We start from the raw sequence: 20492 nt of genomic DNA on the forward strand, positions 1-20492 counted from the left end.
CCACTCCTTGCCTGTTCCCATCGATGCGAGGCATCTTACATAGCAATCGCAATACTTGCAATTGCAAACAAATGCACGCGATTCGGACCCGGATCGCGTGCCTCGTGGCGCTTCCTCAGAAGCGTTGCCGCAAGCCCACGCGCACCACCACCTGCTTGTCGGTGGCCGAGGGCGAGAAGCCGCCGATGGTGGCCACCGCCGGCTGGCCGAGCGAATCGCGACCGCTGGCGCGCTGCAGGATCGCCAGCAGGTAGACGTCGGTGCGCGTCGAGAACGCGTAGTCGGCCACCGCGTCGAGCTGCAGGTAGCGCGCGCCGCCGTCGCCGTCGACCGAATTGCGTCGCGTGTAGTCGAAGGCGATGCCGGTCTGCAGGGCCGGCGTGATCAGCGTGCGCACGCCGAGCTCGGCGCTGGTGAACACCGCGTTGCCGGTATAACCGAGCGGATTCGGGCCCGAGGCCGAGCCCAGCGAATCGAAGCGGGTGCGGGTCAGCACGCCGCCCACAGTGGTGCGCCCGAAGCTGTAGCTGCCGCCCAGCCCCATGATCTCCAGCGTATTGGCCGAGGCGTAACCAGCGAAGGCGGGAAACGATTCGGGCGTGGTCGCCGAGCCGGCCGAGCCGATGTTGTTGACCGTGGCGAGCCCCTTGTTCGGGGTATTGCCGTAGAACGACACGTTCGGATTGCGCGCGTTGAGGTAGCCCGCGCCGAAGCCGAAGCCCCCATGCTCGTAGCTCGCGCCGAGCGACCAGACCTGGTTCTGCCCGCCCGCGCCGGGCACGCCGCCGAAGCTGTAGAGCCCGCTCACGCGCAGCCCGCCGAACACCGGCGTGACGTACTTGACGGCATTGTTGATGCGGTACAGCAGCCCGAGGTCGTCGATGTCGCCGACGTGCGAGGCCATCCAGCCGGCCCAGGACGGCGCCGAGAAACGCTGGATCGAGTCGAGCAGCGTGTCGTACTGGCGCCCGAAGGTCAGCGTGCCCAGCCGCGTGGAGGCCAGGCCGACGAAGGCCTGCCGCCCGAACTCCGCGCCGACTTGCGTGAGCGCGCCGTTGTTGATCGTGAAGCCGTTCTCCAGCGTGAAGATCGTCTTCAGGCCGCCGCCCAGGTCCTCGCTGCCGCGAAAGCCCCAGCGGCTACCCGACAAGCCCGCCGTCAGGCCGTCCTGGAACGACACCTGGCCGGCCCCGGTCGGGCGCCCGCCCGGCCTCGCGGTCTGCACGTCGTTCGCGTAGGACACCCCCGCGTCGATGATCCCGTACAGCGTCACGCTGCTCTGCGCGTGCGCGCAGACAGCTCCCAGCGCGGCCAGGCCGCCCAGAATGCAATGCTTCATGACCTATCGTCTCCAATTTCATAATAATTAGTTCTCTTTATCGTCACGATCGTGCTGCTGCGGCTACCAGGTGGGTGGCGGTCTCCTTGGTCTTGGTGGCGGGATGACGGGCGGCAGGCGCGCGTCGCCGGGGTTCAGCCTTCCTCGCGCTTGAGCACGAAGGGTCGATCGGTTTTCCAGAACGGGCCCGAGAACCCGTAGGCGGCCGCGGCGCCGGCATCGTCGACGCGCTCGAACTCGCCGACCAGGCTCTGCTTCACGCCGAACACCGTGTCCTCGGCGAGGTAGGGGCAATCCGGCGAGAAGATGTGCGTGATCACGGTCTCGAAGCCGGGCGCCTGGATCATGAAATGGATATGCGCGGCGCGATTCGGATGGCGCCCCAGCGTGGCCAGCAGCTTGCCGACCGGGCCGTCGTCGGGAATCGGGTAGTCGCGCGGGCGCACGCTGCGGAACCAGAAGCCGCCCCCGGCATCGCTCTCGAACTTGCCGCGCAGATTGCCCTCGGGCTGCAGGCCCTTCTGCTGCACGTCGTAGTAGCCGTCGTCGTTGGTCTGCCAGACGTCGATGGTGGCGCCCGCCACCGGCCGGCCCTCGGTATCGCTCACGCTGCCGGTCACCACCAGCGGCTCGCCCTTGCCGTCCAGGCAGAGATTGCTGCCGGCCGGCAGCACCGGCAGGCCCTCCACGAAGAACGGGCCGAGGATGGTGTTCTCGGTGGCGTTGCCGGGCCGCCGGTGATTGATCGCGTCGACCAGCATCGACACGCCGAGCACGTCCGACAGCAGGATGAACTCCTGGCGCCAGTCGCTGCACATCTGGCCGGTTTCGGTCAGGAAGCGGATCGCCGCGTACCACTCCTCGTGGGTCGGCTCGATCTCCTTCACGGCCGCATGCAGGTGGCGCACGATCGCGGCGGCCATCTGCGCGGTGCGCGGCGCCACGTCGGGCCCGATCCGCGCGTTGACGATCTCGGCCGAGTCCTGTTCGGAAAACAGCGGATAGCTTCGTTGTGGGGTGTCGCTCATGGTGCGTGTTCCTTGCTTCAGGCCGCGACAGCCGGCGCCGCGCCCTGCCAGGCACGTTCCAGCAGGCTCCGCAGCCCGGCCGCCTCGGGCGGCCGCGGGTTCCAGTAGGGATTGGCGAGTGCCAGTTCGACCGCGCGCGCGATGCCGGCCTCCGGCATGCCGATCGCGCCCAAGCCGTGTGGCGCGCCGATCGCCAGGTTCAGATCATGCAGCGCCAGGCAGGCATCGTCCACCTCGAGCGCCGCCGCGAGGCGCGCCATCACGTCCGGGACGGCCGGCGCGTTGTAGGCGAGCGCGTGCGGCAGCACCAGCGCGTGCGTCTGCGCATGCGGCAGGTCGAAGCTGCCGCCCAGCACATGGCAGAGCTTGTGGTGCAGCGCCATGCCGACCGAGCCCAGGCAGACGCCGGCCAGCCAGGCGCCGTAGAGCGCGTCGGCGCGCGCGGCGCGGTTGGCCGGATCGGCATGGATCGCCGGCAGCGCCCTGGCCAGGGCTCGCACGCTGTCCAGCGCGAGCGCATGGATCACCGGGTTCGCGTCGCGCGCGTAGAGCGCCTCCACCGCATGCGCGATCGCGTTCATGCCGCTCATCCCCGACATCTCGACGCCCAGGCCCAGCGTCAGGTCGACGTCGTAGATCACGCATTCCGGCAGGATGCGCGGGCTGCGCCGGGTGGTCTTGATGCCGTTCTCGGTCTCGCCGAGGATCGGCGTCATCTCCGAGCCCGCGTAGGTGGTCGGCAGGATGATCTGCGGCAGGTCGGTGTGCAGGGCGAGCGCCTTCGCGAGACCGGTGGTCGAGCCGCCGCCGATCGCGATCAGCCCGTCGATCTGGCGCGCCTCGACCAGCGCGAGCGCCTCGGCCGTCACCGCCACCGGCGTGTGCATGCGCGCGCCGTCGAAACGCGCGGCATCGCGTGCGCCGAGCAGCCCGGCCAGTTCCTCGGCCACCTCGGCATGCGGCGGCCCATACAGCAGCAAGGCGCGCGAGATGCCGAGCCGCTCGACCGCCTCGCCGAGCTGGGCGCGCGTGCCATGCCCGAAATGCACCCGGGCCGGCAGCGCCTCGTAGGTAAACGGCAGACAGGTGTTGACGGCCGCGTAGGGAATCGGATTCATCGCTTCGATCCAGTCAAGGTGGCGCGCATCCGGCTCAACGCCCGAGCTTCAGCAGCCGCTCGGCATTGCCGCGGCCGATCTTGATGCGATCGTTCTCGCTGATCGAGGCATGGTCGAACCAGTCGGCCGCGTGATCCATGTTCTCGAAGGGCCAGTCGGCCGAGAACAGGATGCGGTCCGAACCGATCTCGAGCATCGCGTCGATCAGCGTCTGGGTGCGGAAATTGCCCGAGGTGGTGAGCCAGAAGTTGTTGCGGAAATACTCGGCGATCGGCTTCTCGGCCGGGTAGTTCGGCTTGGCCGACACCCAGGCGTTGCGATTGTCGACGCGCCACATGCTGTAGGGCAGGCCCTCGCCCATGTGCCCGAGGATGATCTGCAGGCGCGGATGCGCGTCGAACAGGCCCGAGCCCATCAGGCGCAGCGCATGCACTGCCGTTTCCTGCCCGAAGGCCCAGGTCGGCCCCATCAGCCACGAGTGACCGTCGTAGATCGGCGCGCGGCCCGCCAGCGGATTGCGCGGATGCAGGTAGAACGGCACCTCGAGCGCTTCCAGCGCGGCCCAGAGCGGACGATAGCGCGGCAGGTCGTAATAGAGCTCGGCACCGTCCTCGGCCTCGCTGAAGCCATTGACCAGCGCGCCGACGAAACCGAGCTCGCGCACGCAGCGCTCGGCCTCGCGGATGGCCTGCTCGGGCACCTGCATCGGCAGGGCCGCGAAGGCGCGGAAGCGATCCGGGCGGCGCGCCACCTGCTCGGACAGGTAGTCGTTGGCGCGGCGTGCCAGCTCGACGGCCTGGCGCGGATCGCGGATCGCCTGCACGGCCGGCGCGTTCAGCGACAGCACCATCAGCTCGATGCCGGCGCGATCCATCTCGGCGAGGCGCCGCTCCTGGATGTCGAGCAGGCGGCCGCGCAGCTCCACCCAGTCGTCGGGCGGCACGAAGCCGGCCGAATCCTCGATGGTCTCGGCGATGGCGAAATGCTCCTCGAGCGCGATCTTCTTCACATTGCTGAACGTCATGCCAATCTCCAGTGTCAGGCAGTCGGGGCGAGGCCCGTTCAAGGCACGGGCTCGCGGTTCGGTACATCGCTCAGTCGTGCAGACGAGCGGATGCGGGATAGGGGAAATTCATCTCGGTGCCATCAGTGCTCGACGGCGGCCTCGCGCGCGCCGTCGGCCGATGCCGCGTCCCGAGCTTCGGCGTCGCCCGGCCCGTCGCGCCGCCGCGCCAGGACGAGCGTCATCGCGCAGGAGGTCAGCGCGATCAGCGCCGAGGCCACGAACATCGCGTGCGCCGAGCCGCCCAGCGCGACCAGCTGCCCCGCCGCCACCGGCCCGACGATCGAGCCCGCGCGGCCGATGCCGAGGCCCCAGCCGATGCCGGTGGCGCGGATGCGGGTGGGATAGACCGAGGCGGTCAGCGCATTGATGGCCGGCTGGCCGCCGACGATGCAGATGCCGCCGAGCAGCACCACCGCGAACAGGGCCGGCAGCGGCAGGCCCGGCTGGCCGATCAGCAGGATCGCCAGCGCCGCCGCGACGAAGCCCGGCACCAGCACGCGGAAATAACCGGCGCGGTCGATCAGCAGGCCCATGCCGATCGTGCCTAGCGTGCCGCCCACCTGCAGCAAGGTGCCGATCGCGAGCGCCACCGCGCGCGGCTGGCCCAGGTCGCTGACGATGGTCGGCAGCCAGTTCGAGAGGAAGAACAGGTTCAGCAGGTTGGCGAAGTTGAGGCCCCAGAGCAGCAGCGTGGCGCGGGCGCGACCGGCGCGGAACAGCTCGGCCACCGGCGCGCCGGCCGGCTTCGCGCCGCGCACCAGGTAATGCGCTTCGGCGAGCCACGCGGCCGGCTCGTGCGGCACGATGCGCTTCACCAGGCGCGCGATGCGTTCGCGGCGCGCGCCACGCAGCACCAGGAACTGCACCGACTCGGGCAGCATCGCGGCCATCAGCAGGCCGATCGCGAGCGATACCAGGCCGCCCGACAGGAACACGGCGCGCCAACCCGCCAGCGGGATCAGCCAACCCGCGATCAGTCCGCCGCACACGGCGCCGGCCGTGAAGCCGCAGGACACCAGCATCATCGTCGAGGCACGCCGGCGCGCCGGGCAGTATTCGCTGACCAGCGCCATCGCATTGCCCATGATCGCGCCCACCCCGGCGCCGCTCAGCGCGCGCAGCGCGAGCAGTTGCTCGAGCGTCCGTGCATGCGCGGTGCCCAGCATGCAGAGCCCGGCGAACAGCATCGAGGCCACCAGCACCGGGCGCCGGCCGATCCGGTCGGCCAGCACGCTCAGCGCCAGCGAGCCGAGCAGCATGCCCACCAGGCTCGCCGAGAACACCGAGCCGAGCGCGACGCGCGCGATGCCCCAGTCGCGCACCAGCTCCGGCGCGACGAAACCCATCGACTGCACATCGAAACCGTCGATGATCATCGCCGCGCCGGCCAGCACGAACACCCCGAGCTGGAAGCGGCCGATCGGGCTCGCGTCGATCAGGGCCGGGATGTCCAGCGTCGGCCCCTGGGCGAGGTGCTGCGGTGAAGTGGTGCTCATCGTGATCGGCATGCAGTGGCCGCGCGCGGCGGCGTTCGGGCGTGATCGTGACGGGCGCCGCCGGTTCGGCTCGCCCGAAATTTATTTGCAAACGCAAACATGTGTCGAAGTATATATTTGCTTTTGCAAGCAAACATAGGCGTTTACGCGGATATGGCGCGAACGGCAGCGCCGCCGGCCATCAGGCGGCAGCAATCGAAAGCGACAGGCGTCGCGATGCGCGACGAGGAAAACGCGAGGACGGGAAGGAAGCGGTGAGGTTCACCGCGTCATGCGCGGCGGCTCGGCAAGGAGGCGAAACGGGAAAAATGACGGATGCGCGAATCGCGAGCGGTCGAATTTGCCTGGCCATGGCGGCGAGACTCCGGCATGCGACGAGCCGCGATTTGCAGCATCGCCGATGCCGCCTCGATACGTGGCGCCGGGCTCAGCTCAACGCGTAGTCGAGTACCAGGGTGCCGCGTCCGGCGAAGCCCTTGATCAAGCCGCGCCGCGCGACTTCGCGAAACGCGGCATACACGGTGTTCGGATGAAACCCCAGCGAATCGGCAATGGCCTGCTGGCTCGGCAGGCGATCGCCGGGGCGGAACAGCCCGGCGCGAATCGCCTCCTCGATCTGGTCGGCGATGGCGAAGGCCACATGGCCGCGAATTCGTGAAAAGTCAGGGCGCCAATCTTGCGCGAGACGCGTCGCGCGCGATTCGCTCGCGCGGCCGACTGCGGTTTCGATGAATCCTTGCATGCGATATCCACCTAGTGTGAGAGCCCTTTCACGCCGGCAGGCAATGGAGCGCGATCTCGTGCCGCGCTGACGCCGATCCGGCGGTGCAGCGATTTTGACATCAAACCCCCGCCGGACTCCAGCCTCGCGACGGCTCGCGTGGCATTGCACCACGCACTCGCCGATTCGAGCATTCGCGCGATCCGATTTCGTTTTGCTTCGCTGCACAATAATCGATCGGTTCGCCGGCAATGAAACGATGCCCGGCGCGATTCGCAACGATTCCCTCCCTCGTCCCGCCTGAAGCGCCCTTCCCGCGCATCTCCCGGCCTGTTTAAATTTCGCCGTAAACCCTTTCCGCGATAGGATGAATCGCCGCCTGGCCGTTTGGAATTCGCTGTCCATTTACTTGAAAGACGCTACGCATCATAGTTTCGCGAAACAAGTTCCAGCAAATAACACGCAGCGCGTACCGACGGAGACATCGATGCTACGCACGCAAACAAGGGGCCAATCGGGCGAGACTCGCCCGTCATTCCCGCCGGAACGAACAGCGCGCACGAGGCGCATCGCGTTCGTCCCTTCGCCGATACGGCATTCATATCCGCATTTTCACGGATGCGTCGCCACGAGCCGCGCAACCCGCATCCGCTTCACGCATTCGTAATTCCGGACGTCGCGGCCGGTGCCCTGGTGGTGCCGGCCGCGCGCCCGAACCTCGTCGATCGAACCGCCGCATCCGACGGGCCAGGCAAGGCCCGCGCCCCGATCGACGTCGAGACACCGGGAATCACCAACAAGGAGGGGGTATGTTCCGCAACACCAAGCCGCGCATGGCGCTGCTGTCCTGTTTCGCGCTCGCGATGCCGTTCTTCGCCGGATGTGGCGGCGGCGACGGCGGCGATCCACCGGCCGCGATCCAGGTCCCGCAATGCTCGGGCAGCAGCTGCCCGGCAAGCGGCTCGACCACCCAGCCGAGCACCCCCAACGCACTCTGCCCCAGCACGCTCGACTACTCGACCGTCTATACCGGCGGCTCGGGCAGCGGCGAATACGTGAGGGTCCGCTTCGATACCACCAAGCTGACCTACCAGATGGACTTCATCCTGTCCTCGGTGCCGGTCAGCGCCGGGCAGATCAACAACACGCGCGCCGGCCAGACCATCACCGGCACCTTCCATCGCGCCACCAACCTGCCGACCGCCGCGCAGAACCAGTGCGCCTTCGTGCTCGACAACGGCGCCTCCGCCGACGGCTCGTATTCGATCACCGTCAATCCGGCCGACGCGCCCACGCTGTTCGTCGGCAACGGCGTGGTGGGCGGCGGGATTCCCGGCGCGACCATCGCCTTCCCCGGGATCACGCTCGCGCCCGGCATCACGCTCGGCTCGGTGCCCTCGCGCAGCTTCGATTTCTTCCCCTACATCGGCTTCACCGATACCGAGACCGATTTCACCAAGGTGGCCGGCAACTACAACGAGCTGGGCATCCATCTCTCGCCGACCGGCACGGGGTACCAGACGGCGCAACCGCAAGGCTGGCAGCCGGACGTGATCAACTGGAACGAGACCCTGAACGCGGACGGCTCCTGCTCGATCACGGCCGGCAGCGACTACTCCTGCCATACGACCGGCACGCCGTGGACGCTGCGCACCAACGCCGACGGCTCCGCCGACAACGTGTTCGTCAGCAAGCCGACCTCGGCCGGCGCCGCCTATACCAGCGCAGGACAAGGCCAGCCGATCGTGCTGCTCGCGCCGAGCCAGGCGCAGGGGATCATGATCGTCGGCAAGCTGCGCGGCGCGCTGATCCCGATCGTGATCCGGGTTGGTTATGCCTCGACGCCGCCGGGTGATCTGCTCGACACGGTCGCCGACGCGGAAATCGGCATCTCGGCGCTCGCCCCGGCCACGCCGATCGCCGCGAATTCGCTGACCGGCGGCTTCATCGGTGCGACCAGCGCCGCGGCCTGCGGGATCGTGGCCAACAATGGTCCGTCGTCCTCGCCGGCTGTCAGTTCCCCGGGATTCGACGCGAGCAAGCCGCATCCGAACCTGCCGGGCGTGTATGCCAACGGTTCCTTCGATCCGTCGGCCGGCAACTGCCTGGACGGCACCGCGGTCTCGACCTACGGCGCGAACTACACGTCCACGCTGTTCAGCGGCGCCACGGCCGCCTTCGTCAACCCGCTGACCTCGCTGGCCTCGAGCACCTTCTCGCTCGACTACACGCAGGCCACGCCGGGCCTGGTGAAGGTCACCGCGCTGCAGGACTTCAACGCGGTCAACAGTACCGGCAACGTGGCGATCTTCAAGCAAGGCGCCACCGGCTGGGCGATCAAGGTCGGCGAGGTCTACGCGATGGTGGTGAACGACAGCCAGTTCAACCCGTTCTTCACGGTCGGCGCGTTCGTGCAGTAAGGCGGTATTCGAGGTATTCGCAGCAGCAGGCGCAGTAATCGGTACGGATCGGCGGCAGCACTCCTGCCGCCGATCTGGCCGATGGCCGAATCGGTAGGATGCCTATCTATATGGAATCCTGAGAGAAGCGAGGGGGACGTCAGCGCGGGTGGCGCGCGGCGTACCAAGCGGCGCGTCACATCATGCATCGATCAAACGATGCGCCGCCATCCGGCAACGGGTATCGAGGCTCCGTTGCCGGCCATGCTGGACTGTTTCGACCGGGCGCGTCCGCGCGGACGCAAGCGGTTACCCGCGGAACGCGGGCGGTACGCCGCCCGACGTCCGCTCACCCAAGGCGGTTCGCCGCCATTCGTCAATTGAGGCACGCATCATGACTATTCGAAAAGTGGCTTCCCTTGTCGTCGCTCTGGCTGTTTCGTCGGCACTGGCCGCGCCGGCATTGGCCGTCACGGTTTCTCGCGCTGACGGCAATCCGCTGAATCCCAACGGCGAGCCGTTCTCGGCCACCGGCGGCACCACGCTCACGAAGGGCTCGGTAACGGCGAACTGCACCGCCACGTTCAACGGCACGATCACGAGCACCGGGATCCTCACGATTACCTCGACGTCCTTCACCGGCGGCGGCCTGTGCGGGCTGATCCAGGGCAGCGCCACGAGCGCCACTCCGTGGACCGGCCAGGCCGATACGCCCACCCAGCTGACCATCAACAATGCCCAGGTCAGCGCCTCGCTGCTCGGTACCTGCGGCCCGAGCCAGGTCGTGACGGCATGGAACGATTCGGCCTCGTCGCTGACGTTCCAAAATGCCGTCTTGACGCCGAACTGCACGGTCACGGGCACGATCAATACGTCGCCGAAGTTCCACGTCCAATAAACCGCGACGCGCCGGGGCGCAGGGCCGCGCGCCGGAGCGAATCGTGGAATCGGGCAGGACCCGGCAAGATCGAACGGGGTGGTGTCGCGCGCACCACCCCGTTTTCTTTGCGACGGCGGAAGATGCGCGGAAATGAAAAACCGATGCGCGGGCCGCTCAAGGCGGAAACATCATGAATGCGGCATGGAAGAAACCGCCGCGAATACAAATACCCGAAAGCAAAACGGGCCGGCACACCCGGCCAGCCCGCATTTCCCTGCCGCTCAGTTGCGCGACGCCGCCGCGTTCACGGCAGGCTCGTGCGCCAGCTTGATCATCAGCGCGATCAATTCGACGAACTCGTCCTCGGGCAGGTGATCCGACCAGAACCGATAATCGCGCTCGCTCATCTCGAAGAAGCCCTGCCCCAGGGCGCGCACCTTGTCGACCACGCGATCGCGCGCCCCGGCGTCTTCCAGCCAGTCCGGCAAGGCGTCGCCGCGCTGCGGAAACCGGTCCCCGATCCTTTGCTTCAGTTTGTATCCCGTAATGCCTCTCATACCTGCCCCCGATTGTATTGTTGTCGGGCCGCTATCTCGCAGTTCATGCGGCCTTCGCGTCGCGCGGCCTCGCCGCCGGCGACATCAGGCGATACCCGCGCCTCGCGTCCGTCGCCGCCGGCCCGGGCGAAGCCGCGCGTCGAGCCAGGACGACTCGTCAGTAAAAACATCGAAGTTCGTTCACGCAATCGTTGCACCTTGGGAATTTGACCTGAATCAAGCAGATTTATGCTGATTGACGGTCGGGCGCGGCGGAACTTGAGAGGCGCCTGTGAAATCGCCGAGAACGCCATTGCTGACTGGCGCGATAGGCAATGGCGGCATGGCGGAATCGCCTGCCGATACCATTCGTTTCACTGGATCATTTTGTGATGGCCATCAGAAAAACTGAAGGCTCGAATAAAAAATACTCGCTTGGTCGGCCGAGGCGATTCTGGGATAGTGCCTGTCATATTGCCGCCGCATAAGCACGCGTCGAAAGCGGCATCGATCCGATCCCGAACCGACTTCCCAAGCAGGAGACCCGTCATGCCCGCCCACTCGCCGCTCGACGCAGCCGAATCCCTCGCCGTCGAGGGCAGCCTAGCCGCCCTCGCGCAGGCCAAGGCCGCCACGCCCTACCAGGCGGTGCTGCAGAACCCGACCTGCGCGCTTGCCACCAACGCGGGCGAACGCCCCGACGTGGCGAGCAGCGCGATCCTCGGCTACAACTGAGCGAGCCGGCCCGGCCGGGTTCTCAGTCGGGGTAGTTGGCGTCCACCTCGAAGTGCGCGAGCTTGAGGATCGTGCGCAGCGTGCGCGGGTGGATGTCGCGGCCGCCGGCCAGCGAGCCGAGGATGAAGTCGAGCGCGCGGCCGTAGCGATAGAGCGCGAGCCAGCTCTCGGTATCGCCGGGTTGCGCGTGCAGGTGCTCGGCCACGCGCAGCATGCTGGTCGACAGGGCGCGCGCCATGTCGAGTTCGATGCGTTGCTTCTCGCCCCATTCGGCCGGTTGTGGCTGCGTCAGCAGTTTCGCCAGGAAGGCCTGGAATTGCGCGTCGGATTGGTTCGGGCAGGTATCCATGATTCGTTCCGTCAGGCGTTGCCGGACCGCTCGGCGGCCCGTATGTCGTTGATGACGGTTTTTCAGCAGAATTCGTACCAGCTCCGGCGAATCTTTACCGCCTCGCGTTCGATCGGCGTGAAAGCCAGTCCCGATAAGGCCCTGCGGGATCCCCGCGGTTTCCCGCGATGCGTTTGCGCGCCGCGCGCCCATGCCCGCGAGTGCGCGATGTGTCACCGATGTAACGTGACATGCTCGACCCGGCACGTCACGCGGCAACACTTCTCAAGTTTTGTTTACACTGCGCGCGGCCCGGAAAGGCCGGGCTATAATCCGCGCCATGCGACTGCTCCGCACCCTTTTCATCCTGCTGCTTTGCGCGACGCTGCCCCTGAGCGGGCTGGCGGCGAGCGGGCTGACGGGCGCCTGCCCGATGATGCAGGCAGAGATGGGGGCGGACGGCACGAGCGCCATGCCGGAAATGGGCGGCATGTCGGCCAGCGCCATGAACGACATGGCCGCGATGGCCGGCTGCGACGACATGAAACCGGCGCCGGCCGGCCAGCACAAGGCCGGCGGACATCTCTGCAAGATGTCGGCGCAATGCCAGTTCGGCAATCTCTATCACCCGCCCCTGCGGGCCGACCTCAGCCGGCCCGCCTCGCTGACCCAGCCGCTGCGCTTCCACTACACCGAATCGCTGGTGGTGCGCGACCCGAACGGCCTGTGGCGCCCTCCACGTCTCGTCTGATCCCGCAATGACCGGTTCACCGCCTGCGCGGTGAGTGTCGTCCCGTCCACGGGACACGGAATCCGTTCGCGATTCCGCTGTTGGGGTTAGATCATGTCCTTCCATACCGGCGCGCCGTCGATGCGGCGCGCCTTCTCGCGCGCGCCCGCCCTGGCGGCCGTCGCGCTGTTCGCGGCTGCCGCCCAGGCGCAGACGCCCGCTTCCGCCGGACCGGCCGCCGATGCGGCCGCCAATCCGGCAACCAACCCGGCAACCAGCCCGGCCATCCACCCGGCCGCCAGCGCCGCCGCCCTCGCGCCGCCGCCCTTCACGCTCGAGGCCGCGCTGCAATCGGCGGCCGAGCGCTCGGCCGCCATGCAGGCCGCCCAGGCCTCGGTGCGCGCCAGCGGCGAGGCCGCCGTCAAGGCCGGCCAGCTTCCCGACCCGACGCTGAAGGCCGGCGTCGACAACCTGCCCGTGACGGGCGGCCAGCGCTACACGATCGGCCAGGACTTCATGACGATGCGGCGCATCGGCATCGAGCAGCAATGGGTTTCGCGCGACAAGCGCCGGCTGCGCACGGCGCTGGCCGACCAGCGCACCGGTCGCGAACGCGCCGGCTACCTGATGGAGCTGGCGACGGTCCGCCAACAGACCGCCACGGCCTGGCTCGACGCCGCCTACGCCAAAGCGGCGCTGGCCTTGCGCGAGCAGCTCGCCACGCGCATGGACGAAGAACTGGCGGCGACGCGCGCCGCCTATCGCGGCGGCGCGAAATCCGGCGGTGCCGCCGACGTGGTGGCCGCCCAGGCCCTGCAGGCGCAGGCACGCGACCAGGTGCTGGCCGCCCGCCAGGCGCTGCAAAGCGCGCTGATCGCGCTGTCGCGCTGGACCGCGCGCCCGGTCGGCGACGTGGCCGGCGCGCCGCCCGCGCCCGAGTCCTACGTGTCCTCGCTGCCGCCCGAGGCACTGCGGCTGGCGCAGCCGACGCTGATCGCCGCCTCCGACGACATCGCCGTGGCCGAGGCCGATACGGCCGTCGCCACCAGCGAGCGCAAGCCCGACTGGACCTGGGAGATCGCCTACCAGCAGCGCGGCGGCGCCTACTCGAACATGGTGTCGATCGGCGTGTCGATCCCGCTGCCGATCAACCGCCGCGACCGCCAGGATCGCGACGTGGCCGAGAAGGCCGAGCTGGCCAGCAAGGCGCGGCTCGGCTACGAGGACACCGAACGACAGGTCGAGGCCGACATCCGCAACGATTCGGCCGTGCTGAGCAGCGGCCGTGAGCGCATTGCCAATCTGCGCGCGGCCCTGCTGCCGGCCGCCGCGCAGCGCGTGCAACTGGCCGACGCCGCCTATCGCGCCGGCACCGGCTCGCTGGCCGACAGCTTCGCGGCCCGGCGCGCGCAGCTCGATGCCGAGTTGCAGGTGCTCGAGCTGCAACGCGAGGTATCGCGCACCTGGGCCCGGCTCGAATACCAGGTGGTGCCGTCCACCCTGGCCGCCGCGCAATGAGGGAGCCCGTCATGACGATCCGTTCCCTTTCCCTGCGCGCGGCGCTCGCGCTGATCGCCGGCGCGGCCCTGCTCGGCGCCGGCTACCTGGCCGGCAGCCGCCATCGCGGCGGCGGCGATTCGATGGCCGCTGCCGCGGTACCTTCGGCCGGCGGCGCGCCCGCCCCCCGCAAGGTGCTCTACTGGCACGACCCGATGGTGCCGAACCAGCACTTCGACAAACCCGGCAAGTCGCCCTTCATGGACATGCAGCTGCAGCCCGTCTATGCCGACGGCGACGACGGCGCGCCCGGCGCGCAGCCGGGCATCCGCATCGACGCCGGCCTGCAGCAGGATCTCGGGATCCGCTACGCGAAGGTCCGGCGCCGCGAGACCAGCGACGGCATCGACGCGATCGGCACCACCCAGTTCGACGAATCGCGCGCCGAGGTCGTGCAGTCACGCGTGACCGGCTACATCGACCGTCTCTATGCGAACGCGCCGCAGCAGCGCATCGCCAAGGGCGCGCCGGTGGCCTCGCTGTTCGTGCCGGACTGGCTCGCGCCGCAGGAGGAATACCTGGCGCTGCGCCGCGGCTCGGGCGGTGCCGGCGGCTCGGGCAGCCCCGCCGATGCCGCGCTGCTCGACGCGGCGCGCGCGCGGATGCGGGCGCTGTCGATCCCCGACGCGCTGGTGGCCGCGGCCGAGCGCAGCGGTCGCGCGCAGACCCACCTCACGCTGGCCGCGCCCGACAGCGGCGTGGTGAGCGAGCTGGACCTGCGCGAAGGCGCGATGGTCGCGCCGGGCCAGACCATCGCCAAGATCAACGGGCTCTCGACGCTGTGGCTGCTGGTCGAGATCCCCGAGGCGCTGGCGCTGCGCGTGCGGCCCGGCATGGCCGTCGACGCGACGCCCGCCGCCGATCCCTCGCGCCACATCCAGGGCCGCCTGCGCGAGATCCTGCCCGGCATCGACACCGGCAGCCGCACCCTGCAGGCGCGCGTCGAGCTCGACAACCGCTCGCTGGCGCTCACCCCCGGCATGCTGATGCGGGTGCGCGTCGACGGCGGCGCGACGCGCTCGCGGCTAGTGGTGCCGTCCGAGGCGGTGATCGTCACCGGCAAGCGCAGCGTGGTGATCGTGCGCGATGCCGACGGCAAGCTGCGCCCGGCCACCGTCAGCGTCGGCCGCGACCTGGGCGACTTCACCGAGGTGCTCGACGGCCTCGGCGAAGGCGAGACGGTGGTGGCCTCGGGACAGTTCCTGATCGACTCGGAAGCCAGCCTGAAATCGGTGCTGCCGCGTCTCGAGCACGATGCCGCGAGTAGCGAGGCAGGGGGTGAAGCACGCAACGGCCCCGGCGCGACGGACGCCTCGTCCCGGGCGGCAACTTCATCGATGTCGTCGATGCCTGCCTCCCCCGCATCCGCCGCCGACGCGGCCGGCCTCTACGAGACCACCGGCCGCATCGAGCACATCGACGCGCAGGCCATCACGCTCTCGCACCAGCCGGTCCCCGCGCTCGGCTGGCCGGCGATGACCATGAGCTTCGAGAAGCCTTCGCCCGGCGCCTTCGCCGACGCGAAGGTCGGCCAGACCGTGCGCTTCGCGTTCCGCCATGCCGGCGAGGGCTACCGCCTGAGCGCCGTCGAACCGAGCGGAGGCCCGCAATGATCGCGCACCTGATCCGCTGGTCGATCCGCCATCGCCTGCTGGTGTTGCTGGCCACGTTGCTGCTGGCGGCCTGGGGCCTGCAGTCGCTGCGCGAGACGCCGCTCGACGCGTTGCCGGACCTGTCCGACACGCAGGTCATCATCAAGGTCTCCTATCCCGGCCAGGCGCCGCAACTGATCGAGGACCAGGTCACCTACCCGCTCACCACCACCCTGCTCGGCGTGCCGGGGGCGAAGACGATCCGCGCCTATTCTTCGTTCGGCGACGCCTTCGTCTACGTGCTGTTCGACGACAAGACCGATCCCTACTGGGCGCGCTCGCGCGTGCTCGAGTCGCTCAACCAGGTACAGGGCCGCCTGCCGCCCGGCGCGACGGTCACGCTTGGCCCCGACGCGACCGGGGTGGGCTGGGTCTACGAATACGCGCTGGTCGACCGCAGCGGCCGGCACGATCTCGGGCAACTGCGCGCGCTGAACGACTGGTTCCTGCGCTTCGAGCTGAAGACCGTGCCCGATGTGTCGGAGGTGGCCAGCCTGGGCGGCATGGTGCGCCAGTACCAGGTGGTGCTGGACCCGGACCGGATGCGCGCCTACGGCGTCACGCAGGCGATGGTGACCGACGCGCTGGCGCGGGCCAACCGCGAGGCGGGCGGCTCGGTGGTGGAGATGGCCGAGTCGGAATACGTGGTGCACGCCTCCGGCTACCTGCGCACGCTCGACGATTTCCGCCAGGTGGTGCTGCGCACCAACGCGGCCGGCACGCCGCTGCTGCTCGGCGACGTGGCGCGCATCCAGATCGGCCCCGACGCGCGGCGCGGCGTGGTCGAGCTCGACGGCCAGGGCGAGGTGGCCGGCGGCGTGGTGGTGATGCGCTCCGGCAAGAACGCGCTGAGCACCATCGAGGGCGTCAAGGCGAAGCTGGCGGAACTGAAGCGCTCGCTGCCGGCCGGCGTCGAGATCGTCACCACCTACGACCGCTCCGGCCTGATCGAGCGCGCCGTCGACAATCTCGAGGGCAAGCTGGTCGAGGAGTTCGTGATCGTCGCCCTGGTCTGCGCGCTGTTCCTGTTCCACCTGCGCAGCGCGCTGGTGGCGATCCTGTCGCTGCCGCTGGGCGTGCTGGCCGCCTTCATCGTGATGCGCCACCAGGGCATCAACGCGAACCTGATGTCGCTGGGCGGCATCGCGATCGCGATCGGCGCGATGATCGACGCGGCGATCGTGATGATCGAGAACGCCCACAAGCATCTGGAGGCGCACCAGCAGGCGCATCCGGGCGAGCCCTTGACGGCCGCGCGGCGCTGGGAGCTGATCGCGCACGCGGCCGCCGAGGTGGGCCCGGCGCTGTTCTTCTCGCTGCTGATCATCACGCTCTCGTTCGTGCCGGTGTTCACGCTGGAAGGCCAGGAAGGCAGGCTGTTCGCGCCGCTCGCCTATACCAAGACCTACACCATCGCCGCCGCGGCCGGGCTGTCGGTGACCCTGGTGCCGGTGCTGATGGGCTACCTGATCCGCGGGCGCATTCCGCCGGAGCACGCCAACCCGATCAACCGCTGGCTGACCCGGCTCTACGCGCCGCTGATCGCTGCCACGCTGCGGCGGCCCTGGGTCGCGATCGGCCTGGCCGCGCTGGCGCTGCTGCTGACGGCGATCCCGCTCAGCCGCCTCGGTGGCGAATTCATGCCGCCGCTCGACGAGGGCGACCTGCTCTACATGCCCACCGCGCTGCCCGGCATCTCGGTCGACAAGGCCGCCGAGCTGCTGCAGCAGACCGATCGGCTGATCCGCACCGTGCCCGAGGTCGAGACCGTGTTCGGCAAGTCGGGGCGCGCCGATTCGGCCACCGATCCGGCGCCGCTCGAGATGTTCGAGACCACCATCCGCTTCAAGCCGCGCAGCCAGTGGCGGCCCGGCATGACGCCGCAGAAGCTGGTGGACGAACTCGATCGGATCGTGCGCGTGCCGGGGCTCTCGAACGTCTGGGTGCCGCCGATCCGCAACCGGCTCGACATGCTGTCCACCGGCATCAAGACGCCGGTGGGCGTGAAGATCACCGGGCCCGAGCTGGCCGGCATCGATCGCGTCGCGGCCCAGGTCGAGCAGGCCGTGAAGGGCGTGCCGGGCGTGAGCTCCGCGCTGGCCGAGCGCCTCAACGGCGGACGCTACATCGACGTCGACATCGACCGCCTGGCGGCCGCGCGCTACGGGCTGTCGGTGGCCGAGCTGCAGTCCTTCGTCACCACCGCGATCGGCGGCGAGAACCTCGGCGAGGTGATCGCGGGCCGCGAACGCTACCCGATCTCGGTGCGCTACCCGCGCGAGGTGCGCGACTCGCTCGACGCGCTGCGGCAGTTGCCGGTGCTGACCGAACGCGGCGCGCAACTGCGGCTCGGCGACGTGGCGCGCCTGTCGATCGCCGACGGCCCGCCGATGATCCGCAGCGAGAACGCGCGCCTGGCCGGCTACGTCTACATCGACATCCGCGATACCGACCTGCGCTCGGCGGTGCTCGCGATGCAGCGCGCGGTGGCGCGGCAGGTGACGCTGCCGCCCGGTTACTCGATCGCCTGGTCCGGGCAGTTCGAGTACCTGGAGCGCGCCGCGGCGAAGCTGCGCACCGTGGTGCCGGTCACCCTGGCGGTGATCTTCGTGCTGCTGTTGCTGACCTTCGGCTCGGCCGCCGACGCAGCGCTGCTGATGAGCACCGTGCCGTTCGCGCTGGTCGGCGGCTTCTGGCTGATCTGGCTGCTCGGCCATGCGGTGTCGGTGGCCACCGCGGTGGGCTTCATCGCGCTGGCCGGGGTGGCCGCCGAGTTCGGCGTGGTGATGCTGCTCTACCTGAAGGGCGCGCTGCAACGCCGGCTGGATGCCGGCGAGCCGCTCAGCGAGGCGCTGCTGGCCGAGGCGATCCGCGAGGGCGCGGTGCAGCGCGTGCGGCCCAAGGCCATGACGGTGGCGGTGGTGCTGGCCGGGCTGGTGCCGATCCTGCTCGGCCAGGGCACCGGCTCCGAGGTGATGCAGCGCATCGCCGCGCCGATGGTGGGCGGCATGATCACCGCGCCGCTGCTGTCGATGTTCGTGATTCCGGCCGCCTGGTTCCTGCTGCAACGCCGCCGCGTGCGGCTCGCGGCCCGGGCGCGCCATGACCTTTCCCCCACCTCGGGCACGACCGTGCCCGTCATTTCCACCGGAGATAACCGATGAACCCGATGTTTTCCGCTTTTGCCTCCCGCGCCTCCTTGCGCTTTCCCGCCCGCTTTCCGGCCCGCTCTCTGGCCGTGCTCGGCGCCCTGGCCGCCGCGCTCGGTACCGCCGCCACGCCGGCGCTGGCCGACGACGACATGGCCGGCATGAAGATGGCCGCGCCCGCCGACACGGCCAAGGATGCGGGCCTGACCGATGCCGAGGTGCGCAAGGTCGATCCCGCCACCGGCATGATCACGCTCAAGCACGGCACGCTGGCCAACCTCGGCATGCCGGCCATGACCATGGCCTACAAGGCCCGGGACGCCGCGATGGTCCAGCAGGCGCATGCCGGCGACAAGGTGCGCGTGCGCGTCGAGAACGTGAAAGGCACGCTGACCATCGTCAAGCTCGCCAAGCCCTCCTGATCGCGCTCCATCGAGGCCGCGCGCGACGCGTCGAACGCGTCGCGCGTGCGCGCCTCGGCAGGCGCGTTTATCCGGCCTGCCCGCCGACCTGGCGCAGGTCGACCACCGGCTCGAACGGCAGCCCGAGCGAGCGGAAGAAGGCCCCCACCTGCGGCAGCCAGAGCCGCACGCCCGCTGGCGTATCGAAGAAGTCGTGCGAATTGCCGCCGAACACGCCGATATCGACATAACGCGCCTCGGCCGCCGGCCCGCGCGCCTGCTCGCGATAGGCGCCGAACATGCGCTGCGGCAAAGGTTGCGGCCACAACTGGTCGTTGTCGCCGTAGAACCACAGCGAGGGGTAATGCGCCGCGCCGCCGTAGCGCGCGTAGGTGTCGACCAGCGCGTCCTGCCAGCCGGCGCACGCGCTCTTGCGCACCCCGCCCGAGAAATTCACCAGCCCCAGCACGCCGGGAATGCGCCGCGTGCCGAGCGCGATGGTGGTCAGCCCGCCGTCGGATTGCCCCGCGATCACGATGCGCGAACGATCCACGTAAGGCAGCTTGACCAGCGAATCGATCGCGGCCGCCACGTCGGCGGCTTCGTCGATGCCATGGCGGGCGCTGTCGCAGCGATCGCCGTGATAGACGCCGCCCGAGCCCGCGAAACCCTCGCGCATCGGAATCGCCACCACGTAGCCGCGCCGCACGAACTGGGCGGCCACGCGCAGATGGCGCGAGCGCGGCTGCCGACGCGCGTCGCCGGGGTTCTTGCCGTGGTTGAGCACCACCAAGGGGAACGGCCCGGGGCCGGGCGGCTTGAAGACGGTGGTCTGCAATTCGATGGCGCCATTGCCTGGATTGCCCGGGTTGCCTGGATAGCGCGGCAGCATCAGCACCTGTTCGCCGAGCCGCGCATCCAGTTGCGGCACCGCCTGCGCGACGCTGTCGACGGAATTCGCGCCGGCGGCCGGGACGCAACCGGCGGCGGCGATGCCAAGTGCCAGCGCCAGCGCGGCGAGCACCGGCGCGCGGCGCGGGCGGATCACGCCGGTCGGGCCGACGAGCCGGCGCGGGGAAAGGAATCGTGTCTTCAAGGGGCTGCCTTGCGGGTCGGGAATGGGCGAGGATCGGAGCGCGGCGCATGACGGCCGCCACCGCATCACAACGCGCGCCAGCCGGCGATTATTCCATCGCCGGCGACGGCCGGGCGCGTTGCGCTTCGCCCTGCCGTGCCTGGCTGCGGATCGTCGCTGGCGCCCCTCGCGGCGCCTCGTCGAACCGGCGCCTTCGCGCCGGCCCGCTGCGATCCGCCATGCTCGGCGAACCCCGCCGCCGCATGCGCGAACCGCGCGCCG

The 20492-nt window shown here is 69.4% G+C and carries 17 protein-coding genes; 8 read left to right on the forward strand and 9 right to left on the reverse strand.

Translation table 11 applies throughout. The features are described from left to right. Nucleotides 1-115: 115 nt before the first annotated feature. From BM43_RS08420 to BM43_RS42200, 6 genes are all read right to left on the reverse strand, one after another. On the reverse strand, nt 116-1339 hold the full coding sequence (locus BM43_RS08420) for a porin (protein ID WP_036055894.1): 1224 nt from the start codon (nt 1337-1339) through the stop codon (nt 116-118). 134 nt (nt 1340-1473) lie between these two features. After that, the gene (locus BM43_RS08425; protein WP_025097928.1) at nt 1474-2367 is read right to left on the reverse strand and encodes an intradiol ring-cleavage dioxygenase; all 894 of its coding nucleotides are present in this window, start codon (nt 2365-2367) and stop codon (nt 1474-1476) included. Between the two features lie 17 nt (nt 2368-2384). Further along, nucleotides 2385-3485 carry a maleylacetate reductase gene (locus BM43_RS08430; RefSeq protein WP_042284954.1) on the reverse strand — a complete coding sequence of 367 codons (1101 nt, stop codon included), beginning with the start codon at nt 3483-3485 and terminating at the stop codon, nt 2385-2387. Nucleotides 3486-3519: 34 nt separating this feature from the next. After that, nucleotides 3520-4509: an amidohydrolase family protein gene (locus BM43_RS08435; RefSeq protein WP_036055893.1), complete on the reverse strand. Its 990-nt coding sequence runs from the start codon at nt 4507-4509 to the stop codon at nt 3520-3522. A 122-nt stretch (nt 4510-4631) separates the two neighbouring features. Beyond that, nucleotides 4632-6047 carry an MFS transporter gene (locus tag BM43_RS08440; protein WP_230676421.1) on the reverse strand — a complete coding sequence of 472 codons (1416 nt, stop codon included), beginning with the start codon at nt 6045-6047 and terminating at the stop codon, nt 4632-4634. A 427-nt stretch (nt 6048-6474) separates the two neighbouring features. Then, nucleotides 6475-7047: a GntR family transcriptional regulator gene (locus BM43_RS42200; protein WP_227742787.1), complete on the reverse strand. Its 573-nt coding sequence runs from the start codon at nt 7045-7047 to the stop codon at nt 6475-6477. 530 nt (nt 7048-7577) lie between these two features. Between BM43_RS42200 and BM43_RS08450 the strand changes: the two genes are divergently transcribed. Together BM43_RS08450 and BM43_RS08455 are read left to right on the forward strand one after the other, a co-directional pair. Continuing rightward, nucleotides 7578-9188, forward strand: a complete 1611-nt coding sequence (locus BM43_RS08450) for a DUF2957 domain-containing protein (RefSeq protein ID WP_036055890.1) — start codon at nt 7578-7580, stop codon at nt 9186-9188. A gap of 373 nt (nt 9189-9561) precedes the next feature. Beyond that, on the forward strand, nt 9562-10065 hold the full coding sequence (locus BM43_RS08455) for a hypothetical protein (RefSeq protein ID WP_013690633.1): 504 nt from the start codon (nt 9562-9564) through the stop codon (nt 10063-10065). A 263-nt stretch (nt 10066-10328) separates the two neighbouring features. Here BM43_RS08455 and BM43_RS08460 read toward each other — a convergent pair whose 3' ends face one another. Further along, nucleotides 10329-10535: a hypothetical protein gene (locus BM43_RS08460; protein WP_017919252.1), complete on the reverse strand. Its 207-nt coding sequence runs from the start codon at nt 10533-10535 to the stop codon at nt 10329-10331. A 597-nt stretch (nt 10536-11132) separates the two neighbouring features. On the opposite strand from BM43_RS08460, the gene BM43_RS08465 reads away from it, so the two are divergent. After that, nucleotides 11133-11318, forward strand: a complete 186-nt coding sequence (locus BM43_RS08465) for a hypothetical protein (protein ID WP_017919253.1) — start codon at nt 11133-11135, stop codon at nt 11316-11318. A 22-nt stretch (nt 11319-11340) separates the two neighbouring features. On the opposite strand, the gene BM43_RS08470 is transcribed toward BM43_RS08465, so the two are convergent. Continuing rightward, a complete protein-coding gene (locus tag BM43_RS08470; RefSeq protein ID WP_013690634.1) occupies nt 11341-11667 on the reverse strand; it encodes a hypothetical protein in 327 nt (108 codons plus the stop codon). 319 nt (nt 11668-11986) lie between these two features. On the opposite strand from BM43_RS08470, the gene BM43_RS08475 reads away from it, so the two are divergent. The 5 genes from BM43_RS08475 to BM43_RS08495 all read left to right on the forward strand — a co-directional run bounded on the left by BM43_RS08475 (nt 11987) and on the right by BM43_RS08495 (nt 19156). After that, nucleotides 11987-12397 carry a hypothetical protein gene (locus BM43_RS08475; protein WP_036055888.1) on the forward strand — a complete coding sequence of 137 codons (411 nt, stop codon included), beginning with the start codon at nt 11987-11989 and terminating at the stop codon, nt 12395-12397. Nucleotides 12398-12490: 93 nt separating this feature from the next. Further along, the gene (locus BM43_RS08480; protein WP_036055887.1) at nt 12491-13894 is read left to right on the forward strand and encodes a TolC family protein; all 1404 of its coding nucleotides are present in this window, start codon (nt 12491-12493) and stop codon (nt 13892-13894) included. A gap of 11 nt (nt 13895-13905) precedes the next feature. Further along, nucleotides 13906-15546 (forward strand): efflux RND transporter periplasmic adaptor subunit, encoded by a 1641-nt coding sequence (locus tag BM43_RS08485; RefSeq protein WP_036055885.1) that lies wholly within the window; start codon nt 13906-13908, stop codon nt 15544-15546. Then, nucleotides 15543-18749, forward strand: a complete 3207-nt coding sequence (locus BM43_RS08490; RefSeq protein WP_036055884.1) for an efflux RND transporter permease subunit — start codon at nt 15543-15545, stop codon at nt 18747-18749. The genes BM43_RS08485 and BM43_RS08490 overlap by 4 nt, the downstream gene beginning before the upstream one ends. A gap of 5 nt (nt 18750-18754) precedes the next feature. Continuing rightward, nucleotides 18755-19156: a copper-binding protein gene (locus BM43_RS08495; RefSeq protein WP_370449005.1), complete on the forward strand. Its 402-nt coding sequence runs from the start codon at nt 18755-18757 to the stop codon at nt 19154-19156. 67 nt (nt 19157-19223) lie between these two features. Here BM43_RS08495 and BM43_RS08500 read toward each other — a convergent pair whose 3' ends face one another. Continuing rightward, the gene (locus BM43_RS08500) at nt 19224-20231 is read right to left on the reverse strand and encodes a dienelactone hydrolase family protein (protein ID WP_036055883.1); all 1008 of its coding nucleotides are present in this window, start codon (nt 20229-20231) and stop codon (nt 19224-19226) included. Nucleotides 20232-20492 lie beyond the last annotated feature (261 nt).

The sequence above is a fragment of the Burkholderia gladioli genome (assembly GCF_000959725.1).
GTDB classification, from domain to species: Bacteria; Pseudomonadota; Gammaproteobacteria; order Burkholderiales; family Burkholderiaceae; genus Burkholderia; species Burkholderia gladioli.